The organism is Streptomyces sp. NPDC001922, from assembly GCF_042891165.1.
GTDB lineage: Bacteria > Actinomycetota > Actinomycetes > Streptomycetales > Streptomycetaceae > Streptomyces.
This window is the reverse complement of sequence record NZ_JBIASV010000010.1, coordinates 241,041-262,886: the sequence shown is the minus strand read 5'-3', so window position 1 is coordinate 262,886 and position 21,846 is coordinate 241,041. Positions and strand designations below refer to the sequence as shown.

The 21,846-nt window shown below is 72.0% G+C and carries 18 protein-coding genes; 8 read left to right on the top strand and 10 right to left on the bottom strand.

What is annotated here, in order from left to right:
• Positions 1–127: 127 nt before the first annotated feature.
• Together ACFYYR_RS20470 and ACFYYR_RS20465 are read right to left on the bottom strand one after the other, a co-directional pair.
• The gene (locus ACFYYR_RS20470; protein WP_388855120.1) at positions 128–1,795 is read right to left on the bottom strand and encodes an amidohydrolase; all 1,668 of its coding nucleotides are present in this window, start codon (positions 1,793–1,795) and stop codon (positions 128–130) included.
• Positions 1,792–3,297 (bottom strand): APC family permease, encoded by a 1,506-nt coding sequence (locus ACFYYR_RS20465; RefSeq protein WP_388855117.1) that lies wholly within the window; start codon positions 3,295–3,297, stop codon positions 1,792–1,794. Before ACFYYR_RS20465 ends, ACFYYR_RS20470 begins: the two co-directional genes overlap by 4 nt.
• Before the next feature lie 134 nt (positions 3,298–3,431).
• On the opposite strand from ACFYYR_RS20465, the gene ACFYYR_RS20460 reads away from it, so the two are divergent.
• From ACFYYR_RS20460 to ACFYYR_RS20425, 8 genes are all read left to right on the top strand, one after another.
• Positions 3,432–4,163 carry a TetR/AcrR family transcriptional regulator C-terminal domain-containing protein gene (locus tag ACFYYR_RS20460; protein ID WP_388855114.1) on the top strand — a complete coding sequence of 244 codons (732 nt, stop codon included), beginning with the start codon at positions 3,432–3,434 and terminating at the stop codon, positions 4,161–4,163.
• Between the two features lie 819 nt (positions 4,164–4,982).
• The gene (locus tag ACFYYR_RS20455; RefSeq protein WP_388855111.1) at positions 4,983–5,960 is read left to right on the top strand and encodes a LuxR C-terminal-related transcriptional regulator; all 978 of its coding nucleotides are present in this window, start codon (positions 4,983–4,985) and stop codon (positions 5,958–5,960) included.
• 973 nt (positions 5,961–6,933) lie between these two features.
• On the top strand, positions 6,934–7,236 hold the full coding sequence (locus ACFYYR_RS20450) for a hypothetical protein (RefSeq protein ID WP_388855108.1): 303 nt from the start codon (positions 6,934–6,936) through the stop codon (positions 7,234–7,236).
• On the top strand, positions 7,229–8,242 hold the full coding sequence (locus ACFYYR_RS20445; RefSeq protein WP_388855105.1) for a 2-ketoarginine methyltransferase: 1,014 nt from the start codon (positions 7,229–7,231) through the stop codon (positions 8,240–8,242). Before ACFYYR_RS20450 ends, ACFYYR_RS20445 begins: the two co-directional genes overlap by 8 nt.
• Entirely contained in the window at positions 8,239–9,345 is a 1,107-nt protein-coding gene (locus tag ACFYYR_RS20440) for a beta-methylarginine biosynthesis bifunctional aminotransferase (RefSeq protein ID WP_388855102.1), read from the top strand. Before ACFYYR_RS20445 ends, ACFYYR_RS20440 begins: the two co-directional genes overlap by 4 nt.
• A 286-nt stretch (positions 9,346–9,631) precedes the next feature.
• Complete coding sequence (locus tag ACFYYR_RS20435) at positions 9,632–10,267, top strand: class I SAM-dependent methyltransferase (protein WP_388855099.1); 636 nt, start codon at positions 9,632–9,634, stop codon at positions 10,265–10,267.
• 16 nt (positions 10,268–10,283) lie between these two features.
• On the top strand, positions 10,284–10,478 hold the full coding sequence (locus ACFYYR_RS20430; protein WP_351515319.1) for a hypothetical protein: 195 nt from the start codon (positions 10,284–10,286) through the stop codon (positions 10,476–10,478).
• Positions 10,479–10,669: 191 nt separating this feature from the next.
• Positions 10,670–12,541 carry a hypothetical protein gene (locus ACFYYR_RS20425; protein ID WP_388855096.1) on the top strand — a complete coding sequence of 624 codons (1,872 nt, stop codon included), beginning with the start codon at positions 10,670–10,672 and terminating at the stop codon, positions 12,539–12,541.
• Between the two features lie 93 nt (positions 12,542–12,634).
• Here ACFYYR_RS20425 and ACFYYR_RS20420 read toward each other — a convergent pair whose 3' ends face one another.
• The 8 genes from ACFYYR_RS20420 to ACFYYR_RS20385 form a co-directional block, all read right to left on the bottom strand.
• The gene (locus tag ACFYYR_RS20420; RefSeq protein WP_388855093.1) at positions 12,635–13,582 is read right to left on the bottom strand and encodes an AMP-binding protein; all 948 of its coding nucleotides are present in this window, start codon (positions 13,580–13,582) and stop codon (positions 12,635–12,637) included.
• Positions 13,579–14,826 (bottom strand): ATP-grasp domain-containing protein, encoded by a 1,248-nt coding sequence (locus ACFYYR_RS20415; protein ID WP_388855090.1) that lies wholly within the window; start codon positions 14,824–14,826, stop codon positions 13,579–13,581. Before ACFYYR_RS20415 ends, ACFYYR_RS20420 begins: the two co-directional genes overlap by 4 nt.
• Positions 14,827–15,076: 250 nt before the next feature.
• Complete coding sequence (locus tag ACFYYR_RS20410) at positions 15,077–16,324, bottom strand: MFS transporter (protein ID WP_388855087.1); 1,248 nt, start codon at positions 16,322–16,324, stop codon at positions 15,077–15,079.
• A gap of 142 nt (positions 16,325–16,466) precedes the next feature.
• Positions 16,467–17,630, bottom strand: a complete 1,164-nt coding sequence (locus ACFYYR_RS20405; RefSeq protein WP_388855084.1) for a DegT/DnrJ/EryC1/StrS family aminotransferase — start codon at positions 17,628–17,630, stop codon at positions 16,467–16,469.
• A gap of 56 nt (positions 17,631–17,686) precedes the next feature.
• Positions 17,687–18,637: a CGA synthase-related protein gene (gene blsF, locus ACFYYR_RS20400; RefSeq protein WP_388855081.1), complete on the bottom strand. Its 951-nt coding sequence runs from the start codon at positions 18,635–18,637 to the stop codon at positions 17,687–17,689.
• Between the two features lie 3 nt (positions 18,638–18,640).
• Positions 18,641–19,636: a cytosylglucuronate decarboxylase gene (blsE, locus tag ACFYYR_RS20395; RefSeq protein ID WP_388855078.1), complete on the bottom strand. Its 996-nt coding sequence runs from the start codon at positions 19,634–19,636 to the stop codon at positions 18,641–18,643.
• A 12-nt stretch (positions 19,637–19,648) separates the two neighbouring features.
• The gene (locus ACFYYR_RS20390; protein ID WP_388855075.1) at positions 19,649–20,854 is read right to left on the bottom strand and encodes a hydroxymethylcytosylglucuronate/cytosylglucuronate synthase; all 1,206 of its coding nucleotides are present in this window, start codon (positions 20,852–20,854) and stop codon (positions 19,649–19,651) included.
• The gene (locus tag ACFYYR_RS20385; RefSeq protein WP_388855072.1) at positions 20,847–21,191 is read right to left on the bottom strand and encodes a hypothetical protein; all 345 of its coding nucleotides are present in this window, start codon (positions 21,189–21,191) and stop codon (positions 20,847–20,849) included. Before ACFYYR_RS20385 ends, ACFYYR_RS20390 begins: the two co-directional genes overlap by 8 nt.
• Positions 21,192–21,846: the final 655 nt, after the last annotated feature.

Below are 21,846 nucleotides of genomic sequence, written 5' to 3'. Positions count from 1 at the left end.
AGCGGCCCGTCGGCGGGTGCGGCCCGTTCCGGCCCGCGGCGGCCGGGCAGCGGGCCGCCGCCCGGCCGCGCCGTCGCACAACCGACCGCCGGCGCGGGCCCCCGCACGGGCCCGCGCCGGGCCCTTCTCACTCCGCGACGTGCACCGCGGTCCCGCCCACGTACGTCCGCACGCACCGGATGCCGTGCAGCTCCCGCGGGTCCACCTCGAACGGGTCGCGGTCCAGGACCGCGATGTCCGCGAGCCGCCCGGGGGCGAGGACGCCGGCCTCGTCCTGGTGGTTCACCCAGGCCGACCCCGCCGTGTACGCGGCGAGCGCCTCGGTGAGGGCGAGGCGCTGGTGCGGCAGGAACGGCGGACGGAGCACGGGCTCTCCCAGCTCCTCCGGCCAGATCTGACGGTTCACGGCGACGTGGATGCCGTGCATCGGGTCAGGGCTGGAGACGAACCAGTCGCTGCCCGCCGCGAGCATCGCGCCCGCCGCGTGGAGTGCCCCGAACGGGTACTGGAGGGCGCCGCGCTCCGCGCCGAGGAAGGGCAGCGTGAGGTCGTCCATGGCGGGCTCGTGGGCGGCCCACAGCGGTTGGATGTTGGCGGTGGCGCGCAGGGTGCGGAAGCGCGGGATGTCGTCGGGGTGGACGACCTGGAGGTGCGCGAGGTGGTGCCGGTTGCCGGTGTGGCCGTTGGCGGCGACGGCGGCCTCCAGCGAGTCCAGGGCCTCGCGGACCGCGCGGTCCCCGAGGGCGTGGAAGTGCATCTGGAACCCTTCGGCGTCCAGCCGGACCGCGGCCTCGCGCAGGAGAGCCGGGTCGACCATGGACAGTCCGCGGTTGTCGCCGGGACAGCCGCACGAGTCCAGGTAGGGCTCCAGCAGGGCGGCGGAGAAGTTCTCCACCACGCCGTCCTGCATGATCTTCACGGTGCCCGCGGTGAACCGCCGCCCGCCCTGCGCGTCGGCCCTCGCCCGCCGCGCGATCAGCGACTCGATCTGCTCCAGGCCCGCCTCCCGGTCCCACCAGAGGGCGGCGCGGACGCGGGCGGTGAGCGAACCGTCGGCGTCGGCTTCCAGGTAGGTGTCGAGCGGGTCCGGGTAGCCGCCGTACGCGCCGACCAGGGCGTCCTGCCAGCCGGTGATGCCCAGCGAGTGCAGGAGCGTCTGCGCGGCGAGGAGCCCGGCGCGGGCCCGCTCGGGGGTGACCGGCGGGGTACGGTCGCCGACCAGGCCCATGGCGCCCTCGTGCAGCACACCCGTCGGCTCGCCGTCCGCGTCGCGTTCGATCCGGCCGTCGGCCGGGTCCGGGGTGTCGCGGTCGATGCCGGCCAGGGCGAGCGCGCGGGCGTTGGCCCAGGCGGAGTGCCCGTCCCGCACCGGGAAGTACGCGGGCCGGTCCGGCACCACCTCGTCCAGCACGCCGCGCGGCGGCAGCCCGCCCGGGAACGCGTCGAACGACCAGCCGCTGCCGACGATCCACTCCTCCTCCGGGTGCGCGTCCGCGTACCCGCGGATGGTCCTGCGGTACGCGTCCACGTCCCGCCCGTCGGACAGGTCGCAGCCGAGCATCCCGAGGCCCGCGATCACCGGGTGCACATGCGCGTCGGTGAACCCGGGAAGCGCGAACCGCCCGTCCAGGTCGACGACTTCGGTGCGGGGACCGGCCAGCTCGCGGATCTCCCGGTCGCTGCCGACCGCGGTGATCCGGTCGCCGGTGACCGCGAGCGCCGAGGCGCGGTCGCGGGCCGGTCCGGCGGTCCAGACGGTGCCGTTGAGGAGGACGAGATCGGGGGCGGTGCTCATGCGGAGACTCCAGGAGTGGTGGACGTGGACGTGGTGGACGCGGATGTCGGTGCGGGGGCGGGCGCGAGCGGGGGCGCCGGCCGGGTGAAGTAGGCGGCCTTGCGGCGGTAGCGGGTCCAGAGAGCGGCCGGGACGCCGAGGAGGACGGTGCCGAGCGGGAGAGCCGTGAGGAAGCGCCCGTTCTCCGGGTCGACGGCCAGGTGGTCGACGGACGTCCACTGCTGGTACGCGACCAGGCCGCCGAGGAGCAGCAGCGCCGTCCCGCCGAGCGCGGGCAGGACGCCCACGACGAGGATGTCGCGGAGGCGTCCGCCGCGCAGCTCGCCCCGGAAGGTGATGACGCAGGCCCAGCCCCCGATGCCGTACAGCAACGACACCAGGATGCCGACCGAGTTGACGACGGCCAGGACGACCTCGGAGAGCTTGCCGACGGCGAGCCCGGCCACGGAGAGCGCGACGGCGAGTCCCGCGGTGCGCAGGGTGGAGGTGACCGGGGTCCGGAGAGTCGGGTGCAGCCGGGCCCAGCTGGGGCCGAGCACCCCGTCGCGGCCCATCGCCAGGGTCAGCCGGGATCCGGCGATCACCGAGGACTGCATGCAGGCGACGGTGGCGGCGAGCATCGCGGCGGCCGCGGCGATCGCGCCGCCGGTTCCGTAGAAGGTGCGGGCGAGTTCGGTGATCCCGGCGAGCGGGTCGGCGAGCCGGCCGGGGGTGAGCGCGTGCAGGAAGCCGGCCGCGCCGACCAGGAAGAGTGCCAGCGTGACGACGATCGCGATGAGGCCCGCCCGGCCCGAGGACCGCGCCTCGGCGTTCTCCTCGACCACGCTGAAGGCGCTCTCCCAGCCCCAGAACATGTACGCGGCGAGCACCGTCGCGCTGAACAGGGTGAGCGGGTCGGGGAAGGAGAACGGCGAGAACCAGGACGCCTGCACCGGGGCGGCGTCCCCGCGGACGAAGGCGGTGCCGACGACGGTGAGGACGACCACCGCGGACAGCCCGAGCAGCACCGACTGGACGGCGGTCGCGTCCTGCACACCGCGCACCGCGCCGATCACGATCAGGCCGGTCCACAGCAGGCCGGTGAGCGTGATGGCGACCGTCGACTCGGTATGGAACAGCCCTGCCTCGTCGGCGAGTTGGAGGGTGAACCGGCCGGTCAGCTGGCCTGCGTAGGAGAGAAACATGATGTTGGTGGCGACCGAGGTCCAGCCGGTGAGATAGCCGGTCCACGGGCCGAGTGCGCGGCGCACCCAGATGTACGCCGTGCCGCAGTTGGGGTCGCGGGCGGCGAGGCGGGCGTAGCCGCCGGACACGGCGAGGATCGGCAGCGCGGCCAGCAGGAACGCGGCGGGCAGCGACGTTCCGGCGACGGCGGCGAGGAAGCCGAGACCGATGCCGAGGGAGACGGTGGGACTGATGTTGGCCAGCGCGATGATCACGCCGTGGTGGGTGCGGAGGGTCTTGTGGAACTCGTCGTGACGGGGGTCCTGGCTGTCGTCCATGCGCCGTCTCCTCGGTCCGGGGTGAGGGAAGGAAAACGTCCGCCGACCGATTAAGTCAACACTGTTGGAAAAATATTTTCCGGACGGCGGCACGGGGTTGCCCGGGGGTGCCGTCGGCTGATCTCATCGGGTGCATGGCATCGGACGACACGGCGGCACGCGGCAGAGGGCGGCCGCCCAAGGTGCTGCTGGACGCGCCGACCATCGTGGACGCGGCACTCGCCCTCTGCGACGAACACGGCGCCGAGGCGCTGACCGTGCGGAAGCTGGCGGCCCGGCTCGGCGTGGACCCGTCGGCCCTCTACCGGCACGTCGCGGACAAGGACGAGCTGCATCTGCTCCTGGCCGACCGGCTCTTCGCGGAGGTCCTGGAGTCCTTCGAACCGACCCCCGGCGACTGGCGGGCGACCCTGAGCGACCTGGCGGTCGGCAGCCGCGAGACGGCCCTGCGGCATCCGGCCGCCGCGGTCGTCGCCACCTACCGGACCACGCGGCGGCCCGCGGAGATGCGGATCGTCGAGCACATCCTGACCGCCTTCGCCGAAGCCGGCTGCGACCCCGAGCAGTCCGCCCTCCTGCACCGTGTCTACGGCGACTTCACCCTCGCCTGGTCCGGAATGGACGCCGCCTTCGCGACGCTCGACCCGGCGGCGCAGGAGGGCGACGAGGCGGCCTGGACCCGCGACTACGTGGCGGTCGACCCGTCCCGCCATCCGGCGATCGCGCGCACCTCCGCCCACATGGCGGCGATGACGGGCGAGCGGGTGTTCCGGGCGGCGCTGGAGGTGCTGCTGGACGGGCTGGAGGCACGGATCGGGCGGACGGGGAAGGCCGGACCGGCCGGCCGGTCCGACCGGTCCGGCTGACGGAGGGCCCTGGCTCCCTTTCGGGACCGGTGCACGCGTCTTCGGTGTCCTGTGCCTTCGGTACCTGTACTCGTGCATCCTGACGGCCGGACCCGTCGCCGGAGCGGCGCGGTGCCGACGCATCCCTGTGCCGCAGTCCGGCGCGTGCCGTGACGCGGCCCGGAGCGGCCCCTCGGCATTGCTCGAAGGAGGGCCGGGCCCGGTGGGGGCCTCGTGGCCCCACCGCTCCACCATTCCAGCCGAGCGTTCGAGGCCAGGGAGTTTTCGCAGTTCACAGACGGTGGGATCGTTCGAGCATCCCCGATGGGCCGGCGGGTCTGGCCGGTGGGACGGAGCTCGGCACAAGCTGGGGTCATCCCCCAATGCCGCCGGTGGTGACCGGCCGGACGGCGCACCGGGCCATGCACCTGTGACGAATCGGATCAGCCATGTCTGCCTACATCGGGCGCGGCCGCCTGCTCGCGGCCACCACTGTCGTCGACCTCGCCGCATACGACGCGCGGTTCACCCGGGCGGCACACCCGTCGATCGTGTCACCGCTCCGGCAGTCTCCCGTCGGCGCGCAGCCGCGAGCGACCGGACCACGGCCCGGTTCGTCACGCCCCCGCAGCGCCGCCGAAGGACTCCGCGCCGCCACCGCACCCTCGAGATGCGGACGGGCGGACACGCCGTCACCATGGCCGATTCCCTCCCCGGGGACACCCGGGCGACACCCGACAAGATCCACCGCGGAGCCAGGGCTCACTAATATGACCCAAACGGGGCACCGCGAAGGGGCGACGTATGTGCGGAAGTGACTGCGCAACAGGTGAAGCAGGCGTGACAGAACTCTGTGAACGAGGGCTGCGGGCCTACGAGTCCGCGATCAACGAGGGGGGCGTCTCCGGGGACGTCCCCGAGTGCGTCCTCGGGCTGGGTCTGCTGCGCCCCGACCCGGAACAGGCCGGCAGGTTTCTCGCGGTCTCCCCGGATGTGGCCTACGCCAACACGGCGCGGCCCATCGAACGCACGATTCAGAGCCATCAGAACGCGTTAGCGGACGTCCTGCTGGCCATCGACGGGATACGCCACATCCACAACAAGGCCCATCGGCAGCGGGTGGCGCCGGTGGAGCTCCTGGACGATCCGGCCCTGATCGCTGCCGCGCTGGAGCGGGCCGTCCAAGGGTGCCAGGAGGAGCTGATCACCGCACAGCCCGGCGGCGGCCGGTCGCCCCAACTGCTCAGGCAGGCACTGGAACGGGACCTGGAGCTCAACGAACGGGGCGTCGTGCAGCGGACGCTGTACCAGCACACCGTGCGGACGCACGGCCCCACGATGGCCTACATCGAGCGGGTGACGGAAGTGGGGGCGCAGGTCAGGACACTGGACGAGGTGTTCGACCGGGTCATCATCTGCGACCGGAGAATCGCCTTCATCCCGGGCGAGGGCGACCGCAGCGCGTCGGCGCTCACCGTGCGGCACCCCGGGCTCGTGAACTACCTGGCCACGATGTTCGAGTACATGTGGGCGCGTGCCCGGTCCGTCGACCCGAGGACCGTGACGCAGCGGTCCCCGCTCATCAGCAACGAGATCCGCAGCGCGGTGCTCCGGCTCATGGTGGACGGCTTCACGGACGAGGCGATCGCCAAGCGGCTGGGCATGAGTGTGCGCACGGTGGCCACCCACATCAAGAAGACCTCGGATGCACTGGGCAGCCGCAGCCGGCCCCAACTGGCCTATCTCATCGGCACCACCGGTCTGCTCTCCGGTCCGGGCAACTCGCTGTCCGGTGCCGAGGAGGGGGAGAGCGCGTGACCGCGTAGGAGCCCGGACCGCGGCCGTGCGGTCCGGGCTCCGTCCTGCGGTCCGCTGCCGCGCGCCGCTGCCCGCTCCGGAGGGCGCGTCTGTTCGCCGCTCCTCGCTCCCGGGGTGTCCGCCCGCCGCTTCTCGCCCGCGGTCGCATCCCCGCGCCCGCTTCGCGCACCACCACTGCCACCGGCCCGTCCCCCGTGCCTGCACTCCGGCAACCGGCCTTCGCTGCCCGGTGGTTGGCCGTCACGGTGTCGGAGCGGGCGCGGGTGAGGACGGGAGAAGCGACGCTCCTGGTCATGTACGACCCACCCCGACCCGGGGCGGACCCTGTGCTCCTGTCCGTTATGTTCCGCTTGCATTGATTGGGTCACCTCTTGTCGGCCCTTCATGATTCGGCAATGCAAGTCCTCGCCATTTCTTCTTCGGGTCATGAGCGGGGCCGTCCGGATATCGTCAACGACGCAACATCGAACGAGAAAAAGAAATGTGGGATCTCATGCGCAACCTTTTCGCAGTGGCTTGCATCTTCCTTCTGGCGATAGTTGGCCTGTCGACGCAGAACCTGCACCCGGAGAATTCTTCGGCCGTCCGGGCCGCGGGCAACCAGTCGGACGACTCCGCCTGGGGCTGAGGCCGCTGACCAGTGAGCCGCCCCGCGCAAGGAGAGCCGGCCCACCGGTTCGAAGCGGGCTTCGTGACCGGTCCCGAGACCCCGGCGCACGGCCGTACGCCGACGTCGTGCAGGCGGGGCGGAGTGTGCCGGCAGCGCCCGGACCACCGGTCCCGGAACCCCTGGCGCGGCGCCGTGGCGGAGTCCGCTCACGCCTGGACTCGACCGCCCGGACTCTCCGACACCCTCGCCGCCCCCGTCGTTCGTGCGCGGGCGAGGCCGGCGGCCGGAAGGCAGGAACGTTCCTGGAGGAGAGCTTCACCGCAACAGCAACAGCCATCCCGACGGGGCGAACAAGGAGGACTGATGCCGACCATAGAGTTCTTCGGCTCATCACGCGAGGAACGGGACGCGTTGGAGCAGCGGGTACGCGGACTCCTGGCGGAAGAGACGTTCCGCGAGGATTGCGTTTTCGTCACCGCGGCTGATTCCCGCGTCCTCGACTGGCAGGGCCGCAGCCGCCCGTTCATCCGCGTCAGCACACGGTCCGAGGCGCGCGCCGACCGCTTTCGGAAACTGCTGCATCACACCTGCGATCTCGAAATCGTCCGTATCGACTTCCGGCCCAAGGCCGATGGTTCACCAGATGAGGGGCAGCACAATGGATGAGGGATTCGAGCTCCGGCTCATCGAGGCACTGCAGCCCGTCCGTGGCTTCGCGCTGGCGCAGGGCCTCTACCACCTGTTCAGCAGCGGGCTGTACGACCGCATCGCGGAGGGCCCGCAGGCGGTCCCCGAACTGGCCGCGTCCCTGGAACTCGACGCGTCGCGCACCGCCGGATTCCTGCGGTACCTCGCCAACGAGAACTACGTGACGCTGAGCGGCGACACCGTGGCCCTCACCGAGCACGGGCGTGCCCTCGGGCCGTACCGCCCGTGGTACGAGCTGCTCATCGGCGGCTACGCGCAGACGTTCCAGCAGATCACCGACGTCCTGCGGGGCAAGGGCTACGCGTCCCGCGACGGCAGGCTCGTGGGCATCGGCAGCTGCGGCATGAGCGCGTACGACGCGCTGCCGCTCGTCCGTGAGCTGATGTCCGACCTGCCGTCCGCGCCGGCCGCCGTCGTGGACCTCGGCTGCGGCGACGGCACCTTCCTCACCGGCCTGATCGGCGACTCCGGCACCGTCACCGGCATCGGGGTCGACCCGTTCGCCCCGGAGGAGCGGGGAACCGACGGGCTGCGCTTCGTCCGCTCCGGCGCCACCGACTACGTCCGCGACACGGTCGCACCGGACGCGGAGCCGGACTCCTCGCGGCTCTGCCTCGCCGCGTTCCTGCTCCAGGAGATCCTCGAGCAGGAAGGCCGGGGCGCGGTGGTGGAGCTGGTCCGTGCGGCACTCCGGCACTCCGGCCACCTCGCCATTGTCGAGGTGGACCACCGCCCCGCCGACCCGCAGGTCATGCGGCACGGCCTCGGTCTGGCCTACTACAACCCCTACTTCCTCCTGCACGTCCTCACCGAACAGAAGCTGGAGACCGACCGGTTCTGGCAGGAGCTGTTCGAGGAGGCCGGCGCCGCGGTGGTCTCCCGGCGGGTGGCCGACCCGTCCGTGGACTCCACCGGCCTGGAGATCGGATATCTGCTGACCCGGCAGGAAGGTGCCGCGCAGTGAGCCTGACGCCGCTGGGGCAGCGCCTCGCGACGGTCGCGGCCTCGCCGGAGGAACCCTGGGAGATCCTGGCCGAGAACGTGCCCGTCTGGCCCGACCCGCCCGGCTTGCAGACGGTCGGCTGGGAACTGGACGCCCAGTACGCCCCGAGCCAGGGCACGGACGAGCTGCTGGAGGCGCTGCGCCTGCGGCAGCGGGAACAGGGCGTCGACGTCGGAGCGGAGTCGCTCCTCGTGACCAACGGCGCCTTCGACGGGCTCGGGCTGATCGCCCGTCACCTCTCCGGGAACGGCGTGCGACGCGCGGTGTGCGGCGGCCCGGTCCTGCTGAGCGTCGCCGACCTGCTGCGGTCCGTCGGGCTCGACCTGGAGGTGCTGGACTGGCCCGCCCTCGTCGGGGAGCGCTCCTGGACCGGCCTCGGCCCCGGAGACCTGCTCTACGTCAACTCCCCGCACAACCCGACCGGTGCCTGTCTGGACGAGGCGACGGTGCGCGACCTGCTCGCCGCCCAGCGGCAACGCGGCTTCACGCTCGTCCTCGACCTGGCCTACGACTCGTTCGTCCAGGACCCCGCGGCCTGCGCCGCACCGCTGGCGCTGGTCGAGGACTGGCACGGTGTCTACGGCCTGAACAGCTTCTCGAAGAACTACGGCGCCCCCGGGCTGCGGGTCGGCTGGATCACCGCCGAACCGCAGGAGGTCGCCTCGCTCACCGCGCGCATGGAGTGGGAGCGCATCGCCGTGTCGACACGGGCCCAGAACCAGGCCGCCCAGCTGTGCAAACTGGGCAACCAGTCGCTGACGGAGCGGGTGCGGACCGGTCACCGGCTGGTCCTCGACTGGGCGCGGGCACACGGCATGCGGGTCTCCGCCCCGCAGGGCGGTACGCATGTGTGGGTGGACCCCGGGGTGCCCGACGTGGAGACGCTGGCGGACGTGCTGATGGCGGAGCACCGGCTCGTCGTCACCACCGGCGCCCACTACCACCCGGCGGACCCTCGCCACATCCGCGTGCCGACCGGGGTCGACCCCGCGGTCCTCACCCGGTCCCTGGAGACCATCGCCGCCGCCGGCGTACGGCTGCGCCGTACCGCGACGGCCGGCTGACCGTCGCGGCCGGCCCGCAGGATTCCGTGGCAGCGGGCGCAACGGCGCCCCGTAACCACCCCGGTGGCCTTTGCCCGAATATGGGAACGCTGCAGGTTCCCGCAATGCAGAATACCCGGCCCGCCCGTTCCGGCCGCCCGCCCCGGCGCGCGGCTACGGTGAAACAGAACCGGCCGACAGATGCCCGGACCTGCAACGTGGCCTCATGTGCGATTCCTTTTCCTGAATGCGCGCGCCGCATTCGTGCGTCATTTCCCGCAGTGATCCTCGAGAGTAAGGACAGACCGTGAAGCATCCCGCCCAGCCCGCAGCGCCGGACATCGCCGTCAAGGACTCCGATGGCGAGAAGACCCTGTACATCGACGGTTCGCAGGCCATGCAGGAGTGGGAGGCGCCGCTGATGCGCCGTTCGGCCGAGGTCCTGTGCCGCGACGGAGGCGTATTCCTCGAGTGCGGACTCGGATTCGGCCTTTCCGCCGTGGCGATCGCGGAGCAGCCGAACGTGAAGAAGCACACCGTCGTCGAGGTCTACGACGAGGTGATCCAGGACTTCAAGAAGTCGGCCCCGAACCTCCCCGGCAACCTGGAGATCGTCCACGCGGACTTCTTCGAGTACATCGAGTCGATCCCCACCGGGACCATCGACGGAATCATGCTCGACCCCTGGCTCCCCAAGGCGATGCGGGACGACGCGGAGTGGTGGGACACCCTGATGCGTGAGCAGATCACCCGTGTCCTCGCCCCCGGCGGCCACTTCATGTCGTTCTTCGTGACCGAGCCGAAGCTCGAACCGCGCTGGGAACCGTACTTCGACGAGATCCTGATCGAGCGGCACGCCTACGACAGCTACTCGACCACCAGCTACCTGGAGGGCAGGCCGTCCGGCATCGCCTATCTCCAGCGCTTCACCAACCGTCACTGAATTCAAGGAGGAAGACATGTCGATCCACTTCACCGGGGTGGCGAGCGACGTCGAGGTCAACATCGGCGGCAAGGCGAAGTACCGGGTGCTCGCCGTTTCCTGGGACGACGAGAAGAACCTTCACCGGTACCTGATCATCGCCAAGGAGCGGCCGATCTGGGTGCCGGAGAGCGACGTCACGGCGTTCTTCCCGGCGCCGGTGACCGAGTAGCGGCCGGAATCGAAACGCCGGCCCGTTCTCCCACGGGCCGAGGTCGTGACAGGTGCGGCGGGGGCGGTGAGCAGGACGCCCCCGCCGCATTCCTGTGTGCGACCGGTCCGCCCGCTCCTGCCGCACCCGCCCGAACTTTCCGGAGGGGGCTCCTTTTCCGGAAGAGCTCCGACTCGACGAGGATGACCACCATGCCAAGTTCACCGACCGAGGTATCCACGACACTCTTCACACCCGTCGACGAGGAGGCCGCCTACGCCGAAGCCGTAGCGCGGTTCCTCGCCGCGCCCTGCCCGGACACCGTCCCGGTGTGGGTGGGCGGCCGAGCCGATCTGCTCTCCGCCGTGCAGCTGGCCGCCGGGCTCTACGACGGCATCGCCCGGCCGGAGCCGTACGCGCGGGGCGTGCTCCTGGGCGGCGACGAACTCCCGGCGGGACTGCGGTCCTTGATGGCACCGCTGGCTCTCCAGTGGCTGGACGAGAAGGAGCTGAGCGGCGAGCTCCTTCAGGGTGCGCCCGGCGGACGGTCCCTGCTGGTCGTGGCGGCCTACCCGCGGCTGACCTCGGACCCGGTCCTGGAGATCGTGCGGCAGGCCCGGCCGGGCGAGGGCCGGCGGGTGGCGTTCCTGACCGGCCGGGACGCCGCGTCGCTGGCGTGGTTCACTGCCAAGCAGTTCTGCCGCCCCGACCCCGGCGTCGACGCCTCGGGCCTGTTCACCTCCACCGACCGTCCGGAAGCACGCGGAGCCGTGGAGGTCTACGACGACCGTGCCCTGGAACGCCAGGACATCGGCGCCGAGCTCCTCGGGAGGCGGTGGCGGCGGGTGCTGCTGCAGGGGCACGGGCGCGACGACTCGGTCAATCTCGCGGACTTCACCATCTGCGGGCTCAACCCCGAAGCGCCCCGCCGGCCGGATCTGCTCGGGCCGCGCTGCGCCTACGGGCCCGACTGCTACAAGCCCAACGACAAGCTGATCCCGCTGAACCGGGTCTCCGCCGTCGAGATCGTGCTGAGCTCGTGCAACAACGGCCCGTTCGCCGACGCCGTGGCCTACGACCCCAAGTACCAGCTGATGCTCAACGCGATCGACGGCGCGGCCCGGGACGTCGTGGCGGCGCCCACCGTGCACGACTCGGCCCGCCCCGAGAACACGGCCTGGATGAACGCGGTGGCGGCCGGCTCCCCCTCCGTGACCGGTCTCAACACCGCGATCTCCGGAGCTCAGCCGGACCCCGCCTACTGGCACTTCGGCATGGCCGACGACCCGGGGAGCGAGCCCCGTCCCGTCCCGCAGGTCCCCGACCCGCTGGTGCTGTCCACCTCCGCGCGGCTGACCGCGTACCTCGCCGGCGGCCTGCTTCCGGAGCGGCACGCGCTGCGCCCCCGGCTCACGAAGTTCGCGGGCAAGGTGGAGCGCTGGGTCACCCGGCAGGCGACGGCCGCGGAGGGCGAGCCGGCCATCCTGCGGGCGCTCTCCGACGACCTCCAGTCCCTCGACCACGTGATCAGCCGGCAGATCGTGGAGAACCCGGAGACCGAGTTCACCGACTGCCACGCCCACTTCGGCCTGCGCAGCACGGTGGCCCCGGAGTCCGTCTCCGAGGTGCGGTGTCCCTGCGGCCGGCCCGCCCGGCAGTTCGTGAAGCGGGCCCTGGTCCCCACGGCGCTGGACACGGTCTGCACCGTCTGCATCCGGTGCGGCGACATGGCGTACCGGACCGGGGGCGCGCCCGAGGTGCGGGTCAAGGCCGCGGCCGAAGAGGTGCGGGCGGGGGAGACGCTGCACGCCCGCGTCCGGATCCGGGCCGAACGCCGCGGGCCCGTGCGGATCGGCATGTTCGTCCCCCGCCACCTGCGCTCGGACTGCACCGTGACGCCGTCGGCGACCAAGGTCCGGGCCGCTGCCGGGCAGTGGCACGAGGCCGAGTTCTCGCTCGCCGTCGACGCCGGAGCACACCCGCAGGCGTACTACTTCACGGCGTTCGCCGTTCAGGACCTCGGCCTGTCGGTGGCGCGCTGGGACTTCGGTGTCCTCCCGGCCGGCGGGCCCGCGGAGCGCTGAACGCCTCCTCCCCGTCGGCGGGTCCGCGGAACGCCGAGCACCGTCCCGGAAGCCGGACCGGCTTCCGGGACGACGCATGCGTGCCCGCTCTCGTCAGGTCGCGGTGGACACGACCCGGCAGGAGGCGGCTTCGGGTGCTCCGACCTGGACGAGATGCCCGTCGAAGCCTCCGCCGATGAGCATCTGACAGATCTCCGGAGCCAGGTCCTCGCCTTCGACGACGAGGGCCCGTAAGGACGCGAAGCCCCCCGCTTCCGCGCGTACCCCGTGCCGCAGAGCCTCAGCCGGCAGCGCCAGTGCGGTGACGCCCCGCCGGCTCAGCTCCTCCCGCAGCCCCCGTTCCAGCAGACACGCCAGCGACGGCAGCACCACGAGGTGCGCCCCGTGCGCCAGCCCGACCCACAGGGACAACTCGACGGCGGACAGCGGCACATCGCCGAAGTATCCGAACCGTTCGCCCCGGAGGTCCGGGCTGTTCCGCTCGTCGGCCCACGCGTCGACCTGGGCCAGGACGTCCGTGTGGTCCACGACCAGCGCCCGGCGCGCGGCCCCGGCCCGCGCCGCCGGAGCGACGACATGCGCCGCCGTGGCCAGGCGCGGGTTGGGCGGCGCGTGGTGCGCGGCGGTGTCCGGGCCGGCCTCCGCGAGCGGGATGACGACCACGCGCGGACACTGCTGGGACGGCGGCGGGGGCGTGTCCGTGAGGCAGCGGGTCGCACCGGCCATCCGCATCGCCGGTGCGCTCGGGCCGGCCGGATCGCAGGTCTCCACCGTCACCAGGACGGCGCCCCGTTTGAGGATCCCCAGAGCGGCGGCCCAGCTGCCGGGGGAGTGGGCCACGCACAGCGCGACCCGGTCGCCGGGCGACACGCCGTGCAGCCGGAGCAGCCCGGAGACCGCGTCGGAGAGCTCGTCCAGCTCGCGGTAGGTCAGTTCCCCGTCGGCATCGCTGACCGCGGGCCGTTCCGTGTGCTCCGCCACGGTCCGGGCGAACAGCTCCGGCAGGGTGGTGACGTCGTCGGGGACCGTGGCCGTCGTCATGACCTCACGGGCTCCGTTTCGATGGTGAAGTGCTCCAGCACATTGTGCATCCTCTGCTCGACCTCGGCCGCCGTGGCCCCGGCGACGTGCGCGAATCCCGACGAGGCGTGGGAGGCGCGCGGCGGCTCGGCGACGTCCCCGACGGCCAGCTTCAGCTGCACGCCTATGACCCCGGGCAGCCGGAGCAGTTCCTCCTCGGTGCTGAGGCTCACGACACGTCCCGGCGTCACCGGCAGCAGCAGGTCGCCGACGGCCCGGTCCTCCGTGTACGTGAGGTCCGGTGTCCGGCCGAGGTAGGTGTCGAGTGTCGCGCGGTGGATGTCGAAGCCGCGGGACAGGCCGTGGTTGGCCAGCACCTCGCAGCCGGTGATCCGCGCGGCGGCCTCGCCCACGCACAGCGTGCCGTCCTCCATCAGGAAGCACTCCGCGTGGAAGTAGCCGTGGTCCAGGCCGAAGCCGTCCACCAGCTCCTGGCACACCGACCGTACGTCCAGGGGCAGTTCCTCGCCCGGGGCGTAGGTGATGTTGGCGTTGATCGCCCCCTCCAGGACCTCCAGGATCGGCACCGGGTTCAGGGACAGGTAGGCGTCGACCACCTTGCCGCCGAAGACGAGCGCACACAGCTGGTACTCCGTGCCGCGGATGTACTCCTCGGCCATCCACCGGCGGTCGGGCGCCAGTTCCGGAATGTTCGCGAGCTCATCCGGTCCGTCGATCCGGTACGTCCCGATGCAGGCGAAGGAGTCCATGGGCTTGACGATGACCGGCCACCCCTGTTCCTCCGCGAACCGGCCCACCTCGGCGAGCGACTCGACCCTCCGGTAGGCGGCGCACCGCAGCCCGAGCTCGGCGAACCGGTCCTTCATCGCCGTCTTGTGCCGGACCCACGCCACCTGCTGCTGCGTGAGGTGCGGCAGCCCCACCAGTTCGGCGAACGGCTGGGCCACTTCCTGGTGCGGCTCCTGGGGGTTGCAGAAGTACGTGGGCACGTGCTCCAGCGTGCCGGCCCACTGCAGGTAGCGCTCCGCCTCCTCGGCGAGACGGTCGTCCTCGGCGAGGAACACCGGCAGGTGCGCCGTACGGTCCAGGTACTCCTGCGGCAGGTCCTTGAGGGCCGAGGTGAAGCGCAGCAGCACGATGTGCACGTCGTCCCGGTCCAGCACGCTGCGTGCGAAGGTGGAGGGCCTGCCGTCCACCAGCAGCACTACCGGAAGCGCGGATGTCTCGGGGGCTGAGCTCGTCATGATGGACTCCAGTTCATGGGCGGATGGGGATGCCGGCTCGGTGCCGGCCCGGGGGTCGCCCCGGGACGGGTGCGCCGGAGGCCGGTGGTGCGTCGACTCGGGTCACGCCGTGTCGGGTGCCGTCGTGGCGGGGCAGGCGGGACCGCCGCCCGTGTGCCACGTTCCGTCTGTCGTAGGCCGGTGGGGCGGGCGCCACCGGGGTCGGCGCGAAATCCGGGAGGGGGACGGTCTCAGCCCCCGTTGCGTCTCCTCATGTGTCCAGCTCCAGGGAGGCCGGCTCCGTGGCCGCGGCGCCGGGCGGCTCCTCCTCGGCCACCGCCGCCATCCGGTGGCGTACGGCGCAGGCCAGCAGGGTCGCGCACCCGCCGCTCAGCACGCCCAGCACGAATCCGGCGTGCCAGTCGAAGCGGCCGATCAGCACCCCGGCCACCTGCGAGCCCACCGCGCCACCGCCGGTGGTGGCGGTCAGCACCCAGGTGAAGGCCTCCGACACGGTGCCCGGCAGCGCGGCCGCGCCGACCAGCTCGTACAGGACGGCGGTCAGCGGGGCGATCGAGGCGCCCTGGAACGCCATGGCCACCGCCATCGACCAGGTGTCCCAGGCGAGCAGGGGACCCGCGGCGGCCAGGGTGAAGGCCGCACTGGCCACCGGCAGTTGACGGCCCTTCGACGCGGCGAAGGACCGGCTGCCGAACCACAGCCCGCCGATCGCCCCGCCGACGCCCGAGGCGCCGAGCAGGAACCCCACATCGCCCGCCGAGCCGTGCTCCTTCGCGAAGGCGGCCAGCGCCAGGTTGAGAACCCCGAGGGTCAGCGCGGACAGGGAGAGCAGCAGGAGCAGGATCAGCAGCGGCCGCGAGCGCAGGGCGCCCAGCAGATCGCGGCGCGCGACCGGCTCGGCCTTCCACTGCCGGGAGGCCTTCGTGGTCGCGAGGCCCAGGCCGCCGAGGCCGGACAGCACCCCGCCCACCACGGTGGCCGTGCCCGCGTCCCCCAGCGCCAGCAGCAGGCTGAGCAGCAGGGGGCCGCCGATGACGAAGAGCTCGGCGAGGATGGACTCCAGCGAGTACGCGGTGGAGCGTTCGTCCCGGCTCAGCGGCAGGGTGCTCCACAGCGCCCTGATCACCTGGCTGACCGGGGGGATCGTCCCGCCGGCCAGGAAGGCCAGCGCCAGCTCCACCGCTCTGGGCCCGGACGCCGCGTACACCGCACCCGCGAGGGCCAGCGGATGCACGATCGCCGTCAGGACGAGAACCGGCGGCTGGCCGTGCCGGTCGATGCGGCGCGCGATGACGGGACCGAGCGCGGCCGTGCCCACGGTGTACGCGGCCAGCACCAGTCCGGCCGAGGCGTAGCCGAGCCCCGCGTCCAGAAGGTGGAGTGTCAGCGCGAGGCTCACGAGATACAGCGGCAGCCGGCCGATCACACCCCACAGCACAGGGCTCTGCACGAGGCGGTGGCGCAGCAGATCGGTGAACCGGGAAACGCCTGAGGACACGTCTCTTCCTTCGACGAGGCGGGGAATCAGTCGGGAGCGCACGGCGGCAACGGCCCGTCTCCCGTGACCGGACGGGGCCGGAACGGGAGCTGCCCCGAAGGGGGCGTCGCGGGGAGCCGGCGAGGTCCGCGCTGTGGGAAAGCTACAACGCGGCCAGAACGGCTGCCACTTCCTTGGCCGCCTGGGCCTGGGCGCTCTCGTCCAGCTCCGGGGCCAGCGGCAGGCAGAGCGTCCGCCCGAGCAGCCGGCGCGTGGTGCGGAAGCCGTCCCGGCTGATGGGGCGGTAGCGCTCCGACCCGTCGTCGAGGTTCCACGGGAACCCGTCGGCGTAGAGGGACACCCGGTCCCGCACCACGGGGTGCTCCGGCAGGAAGTACTTGTCCAGGGTCCAGCACGGCAGGCCGCGGCCGGTGAGCTCGGTCAGCGCCCGGTCCCGCAGCTCGCGCGACTCCAGCTCGATCCGGACGCTCACCTTCACGTCCCCGTCGGTCCGTGTCACCTGGCGGATGTCCGGGCGGTCGGGCAGCGCCTCGGAGGCGAGCCGGTGGTGCCGCTCCAGGCTCGCCAGGATGCCGTCGAGGTGCCGGAACTGCTGGAGCTGGACCGCGGCCACCGCCTCGTTGGCGCAGAAGTTCTCACCGTAGAACGCGCCGTCCCGCCAGGCCGGGTACTTGCCGTGCTCCCGGTCGGAGCCGTGGTCGTGGTACGAGCGCAGCACCTCCCAGTCGTCGGGGTCCCGGACGACGACGAGTCCGCCCTCGCCCGAGGTGAGCACCTTCGCGTGGTGGAAGCTGAAGGTGCCCGCGTACCCGACCGTGCCGGCGTGGCGGCCGTCGGTGTGCCGGCCGCCCATCGCCTGGGCGGTGTCCTCGATCAGGTAGGGAACGCCCTGGGGGAGCGGTCCGACCATGCCTTCCATGTGCGCGACGATCACCCGCTGCGCGTCCGCGGGCAGCAGCGACGCGTCCAGGGCGAACCGCTCGTCCACGTCCACCGGCACCGGCACGAGACCGCAGGAGAGCACGGCGCCGGCGACGGCGACGAAGGTCACGGCCGGGATGTGCACCGGATCGCCCGCGGAGGGCCGGGTGCCCATGAGGGCCAGTCGCAGGGCCTCGGTCCCGTTGTGGACCGCCAGGGCCCTGGTGGCGCCCAGCCGCTCCTGGACCAGGTGCTCCAGCCGGTTGGACACACTGGGGCCCGAGGAGATGTACCGGAAGAGCGACTTGCCCTCGACGGCCTGCCGGAGCTCCGGCATCTCGTGCCAGTCGAGGTAGTTCGCCCCGTAGGGCAGTGTGCGCAGCAAGGTGACTCCAAGAGATCGGTGGGGGCGCCGCGTCGGGCACGTCGGCGGACCCCGGTTCACATGGGGGCGAGCAGCAGCTGACGGACTCTGCGGGCGATGCGCTGTCCACCCCGCCGGTCGTCGCCGGCCGCCTGCTGAGCGGTGTCGGCCCAGCGCGCCAGCTCCTCCGGCGCGTCCAGGGCGCCGCGCAGCGCTCCGGCCTCGCCCGTCCGGTGGGCCCCGTCGCCGCTCAGCACGACCAGGGGCGCGCCGGCGGAGCCGAGCACATCCGCGGCCTGCTGCTGGACGGCGCCGTACGGCGGCAGCACGGCCAGCGGAATCCGCGCCGTCTGCGCCAGCGTCACGCCCGTCAGGGCCGGTGAGGAGACCAGCAAGGACGCGTCGGCCAGGGCCCGTTCGGCCGCCGGGTCGGCATCCGTGAACACCGTGGCGTCCGGCAGCAGCGCCGTCACCGCGTCGGCGAGCCGCGTGCTCCCCGGGCCGGACAGGTGTACGGCGAAGGCCGGGTGACCGGCGTCCGTGAGCGCCGCCCCGGCCGTGCGGAGGAGACGGGTGCAGTCCTCCGCCGCTGCCGCGTCCGGCACGGCCAGCCGGATCAGCGCGCCACGACCGTGCCGGGCGCGGACCGCGCGGGGCGGTGCGACCGTCCCGGCCCGGTGCACGCCGCGTTCCGGTGCGTCCGGGAGCCAGCCGGGCCGGTGCAGGCACCGGATCCGGGCGGAGGGCCAGCCCTTCGCGGGCGGCACGCCGGTACTGGACACGAAGACCACCGGGGTGCCCGCCCGTTCGGTGTGCTCCGCGCGAGCGGTGTCGTCACAGATGACCGCCACGTCGGCCCGCGCGTCCGGGGCCTCGGTGCCGGAACCCGCCTCCGGGCCCTCCACCAGCTCGACTTCGGTCAGGTGGGCGCAGATCCAGCGGAGCACGGTCTGCGATTCGGGGTCGCCCGGCAGGGCGGCCGTCAGGACCTTCAGTCCCGTCCCCGCGGGCGTGAGCCGTGTCCCCATGGGTCAGTAGCTCCATTCCGGGACCGCGCCCATCCGGGCGAGATCGTCGCTGTATCCGGCGGCGGTGGCGGAGCAGCCGTCGCACAGGGTGGGGCCGTTCACCTTGAACGCGTCGGCGTGCTCGCGGAACACCGGGCTGTTCAGCTCCACCTTCCCGGAGCCGCCGCGCAGGGGGGCGCCACCGGGGCCGGCGTCGTCCTCGGAGTGCGGCAGGCAACTGCAGGAAAAGGCACGGCCGTTCTTGCCGTCGAGGTAGATGACGTCGTCGGTCACCAGACACAGCGGCCCGGAGGGACGGGGCGTGATGGACTCCTCGAAGTAGGCCTTCTGCTCCTCGGGGGTCTCGCCGTAGAACCGCTTGCCCAGCGGGACCAGCGTCGTCCCGGGGTCGGCCCGGTAGATGGGCTCGCACGCCTCCAGGACGTGGGCGGGGTCCGGATAGGTGATCTCCCGGCCGAGCTTGATGGCCGACAGCTCCCACTGCTTGACGCCCGCCTCGGTGAGCACCCGCTGGAGCTCGGGCATCTGGTCGTAGTTGTGCGGTCCCACCACGCTGTTGACCCGGGGGAGGATGCCCAGGTCCCGGGCCCGCTTCAGGCCCTCCAGGCCCGCGTCGAACATGCCGGGGGAGCGGCGGTACACATCGTGCGTCTCCCCGGAGGAACCGTCGAGGCTCAGGATCACCTGGGCGAGGCCGGCCTCCGCGAGCCGGTCCACGAAGCGCGGCAGGAACATGCCGTTGGTGATGAGGGACATCCTCATCCCGTGCTCGGCACCCATGCGCACGAGTTCGAGGACGTCCCGGTGCATCAGCGGCTCGCCGCCGGTGAACCGCACATATCCCACTCCGGCCTCGACCGCCTCCGGCAGCAGCTCGGCGAAATCCTCGGGCGAGAACCGGTAGGTGTCACGGGACAGCGCGTATTCACACATGAAGCAGTCGGCGTTGCACGCCTCAAGAATGCGAATGAACAGATACTTGTTCCGGGGGGTCTTCATGGTTCCCTACTTTCAGGCGACAGCGGCCGCGGCCCAGCGGGACAGAATTTCTTCCGCAACACGCTCGGCGCCGCCGAAGTCCTGGGCGATGCGAGCGAAGGACGGGGCGCCGTCCGCGAGCAGCGCGAGGCCTTTTTCGAGGTCGGTGGTGAGCTCACGGGTCACGACGTCGCGAAGGTGGTTCGCGCAGGCGGTGGCCAGGCGCGCACGGATGCGCTCCACCGCGTACTCCTCGCCCTCGCGGTGCCACGCGTCGATGCTCGCGCGGGTCAGCACCTGGAGGGGCCAGGAGGTACGCAACTGCGCGGAGCAGGCGTGCTCCACCAGATCTCCGTTGAGCACCTGACTGAGGTTCTGGGGCGGCAGCAGCACCGCGCTCCGGCCGACCGCGGCGATCTCCAGGATGGTCGTCAGCCCCGGTGACGTCATGATCCGTCCGGCGCTGAGCAGCAGGTCGACGAACTCGTCGTGAGCGCACCGCCGGACATCCACGGTCATCGAGCCGGGCGAGGGCACCACCGTGTCCGGCGCCAGATTCCCGGTGATCACCACCCGCTCGACGCCCGCCGCCGACAGCGCGTCGAGCGCGGGCCCGAGCACCAGCCGCTGATACGAGTCGTCGGTACTTCCGGTGACGGGGGAGTGCAGCCCACCGAGGTTCAGCACGGCGAGACCGGCGTCCCGGCCGGTGGAGGTGTTTTCCGCCCGGAGCGCCGCCCGGGACAGGCCGGCGGAGTCGGGCACGATCGGCGGAACCCAGGTCAGGTTCCGCACCCGGCCCAGTGCCGACTCGGCGGCGGGCGGCAGCGGCAGTGTGCGCTGGGCGCAGTAGAGCTCGACGTCCCCGGGCACGGGGTCGTGCTCGGTCCACAGGAACGGCAGGCTGTCCACGTAGATCACGGGGCAGCCGGCGTTCTGCAGTGCCGTGGCCAGTTCTGGGTCCAGGACCACCAGCGCCAGATCCGGCGCCAGTTCGGCGACCAGCGCGTCCACCCGAGCGGCGTCCGACGCGTCGACGGTCCGCCACCGGGTGATGCCGAGACCGGCGAGGACCGGTCGCCCCAGCTCGGTGCCGATCCCGGTGACCTCGAGCTCCGCCCGCGAGCCGAGGGCCCGCAGCACACTGGAGAGTTTGCCTGCGCTTCCCCACCCGAAGTTCACCCCGGAGGCCAGGATCCGCAGGGGGCGCGCACCGGCGCGCACCTGTGGGTCAGACATGGCCGATGGGCTGCTCGGCCGCCTCGTAGCCGTTCGGGAGCGAGGTCTTCGGGTAGCCGGCGACCGGCTCGGTCACCCGCGGACTCCTCGGCGAGGCGGCCGCCTTCTCCACGGTGGTCATGATGTCGGCCAGGCTCTCCTCGGTGAGCTCCTGCGGGAGGCGGCACCGCGTGGTGCTGGTGACCTCGCCGATCCCGGCCACCAGGGCGGGTGCGGAATCGCCCTCCTGGAGCAGGACGATCGGAACTCCCAGTGCGGACGCCCAGCCCATCTCGATCATCACGCCGGGAGACGGCGGATCCCCGACGATGACGCACAGGACATCGGCGTTCGCCACGGCGAGGAAATCCGCCGGTGTACAGATCTCGGGTGCAAGCCAGGCTTTGCCCCACTGTTCATTCTGGTGCGCGTTGAATACCGCGTGCCCTCGGTCAATGAATGCCTGACGAAGCGTCTGCAGGTATTTCTTACGACCCGGGTCCAGCTCTCCGGTGGACCAATCCATCCACTGCGTGTAAGGAGCAGCGAGAAAGACATACGACATGTGCCTGACACCTCCGTCCTTTTCTGCCGCCGTTCGCGGATGATCAGAAAATCCCGTCACGCGTGCCGGGGACAAGAGGGGAATAGGAGCATGACTCTGCAGGGCACAACATGAAGGGGGGACGCATGCCCGGAATTGACCATGCAGCAGGCGAATCGGACACGGTGGAGCGATGGGCCGGACGCCTGGACGCACTCGGCCCGGTCCGAACGGGCGCCGAGAGACCACGAGTTCGCGGTGGCCCAGTCCGCCCCACCGGCCCGGGCCCCGCGGAACCCGCCACAGGAGTGGTGCGCTCACCCCAAGGGCTGCGCAAGCCACTGACCTCAGCGACCGATGTCCTAGGACGGGCCACCGGCGGGAGGGGGCGGGGCCGCAGGGGTGGGGGGTTCCGGAAGCTGCCGTGTATTTGTGGGCCCCCAGGGCCCGTAAATATACGTTCCGGAAC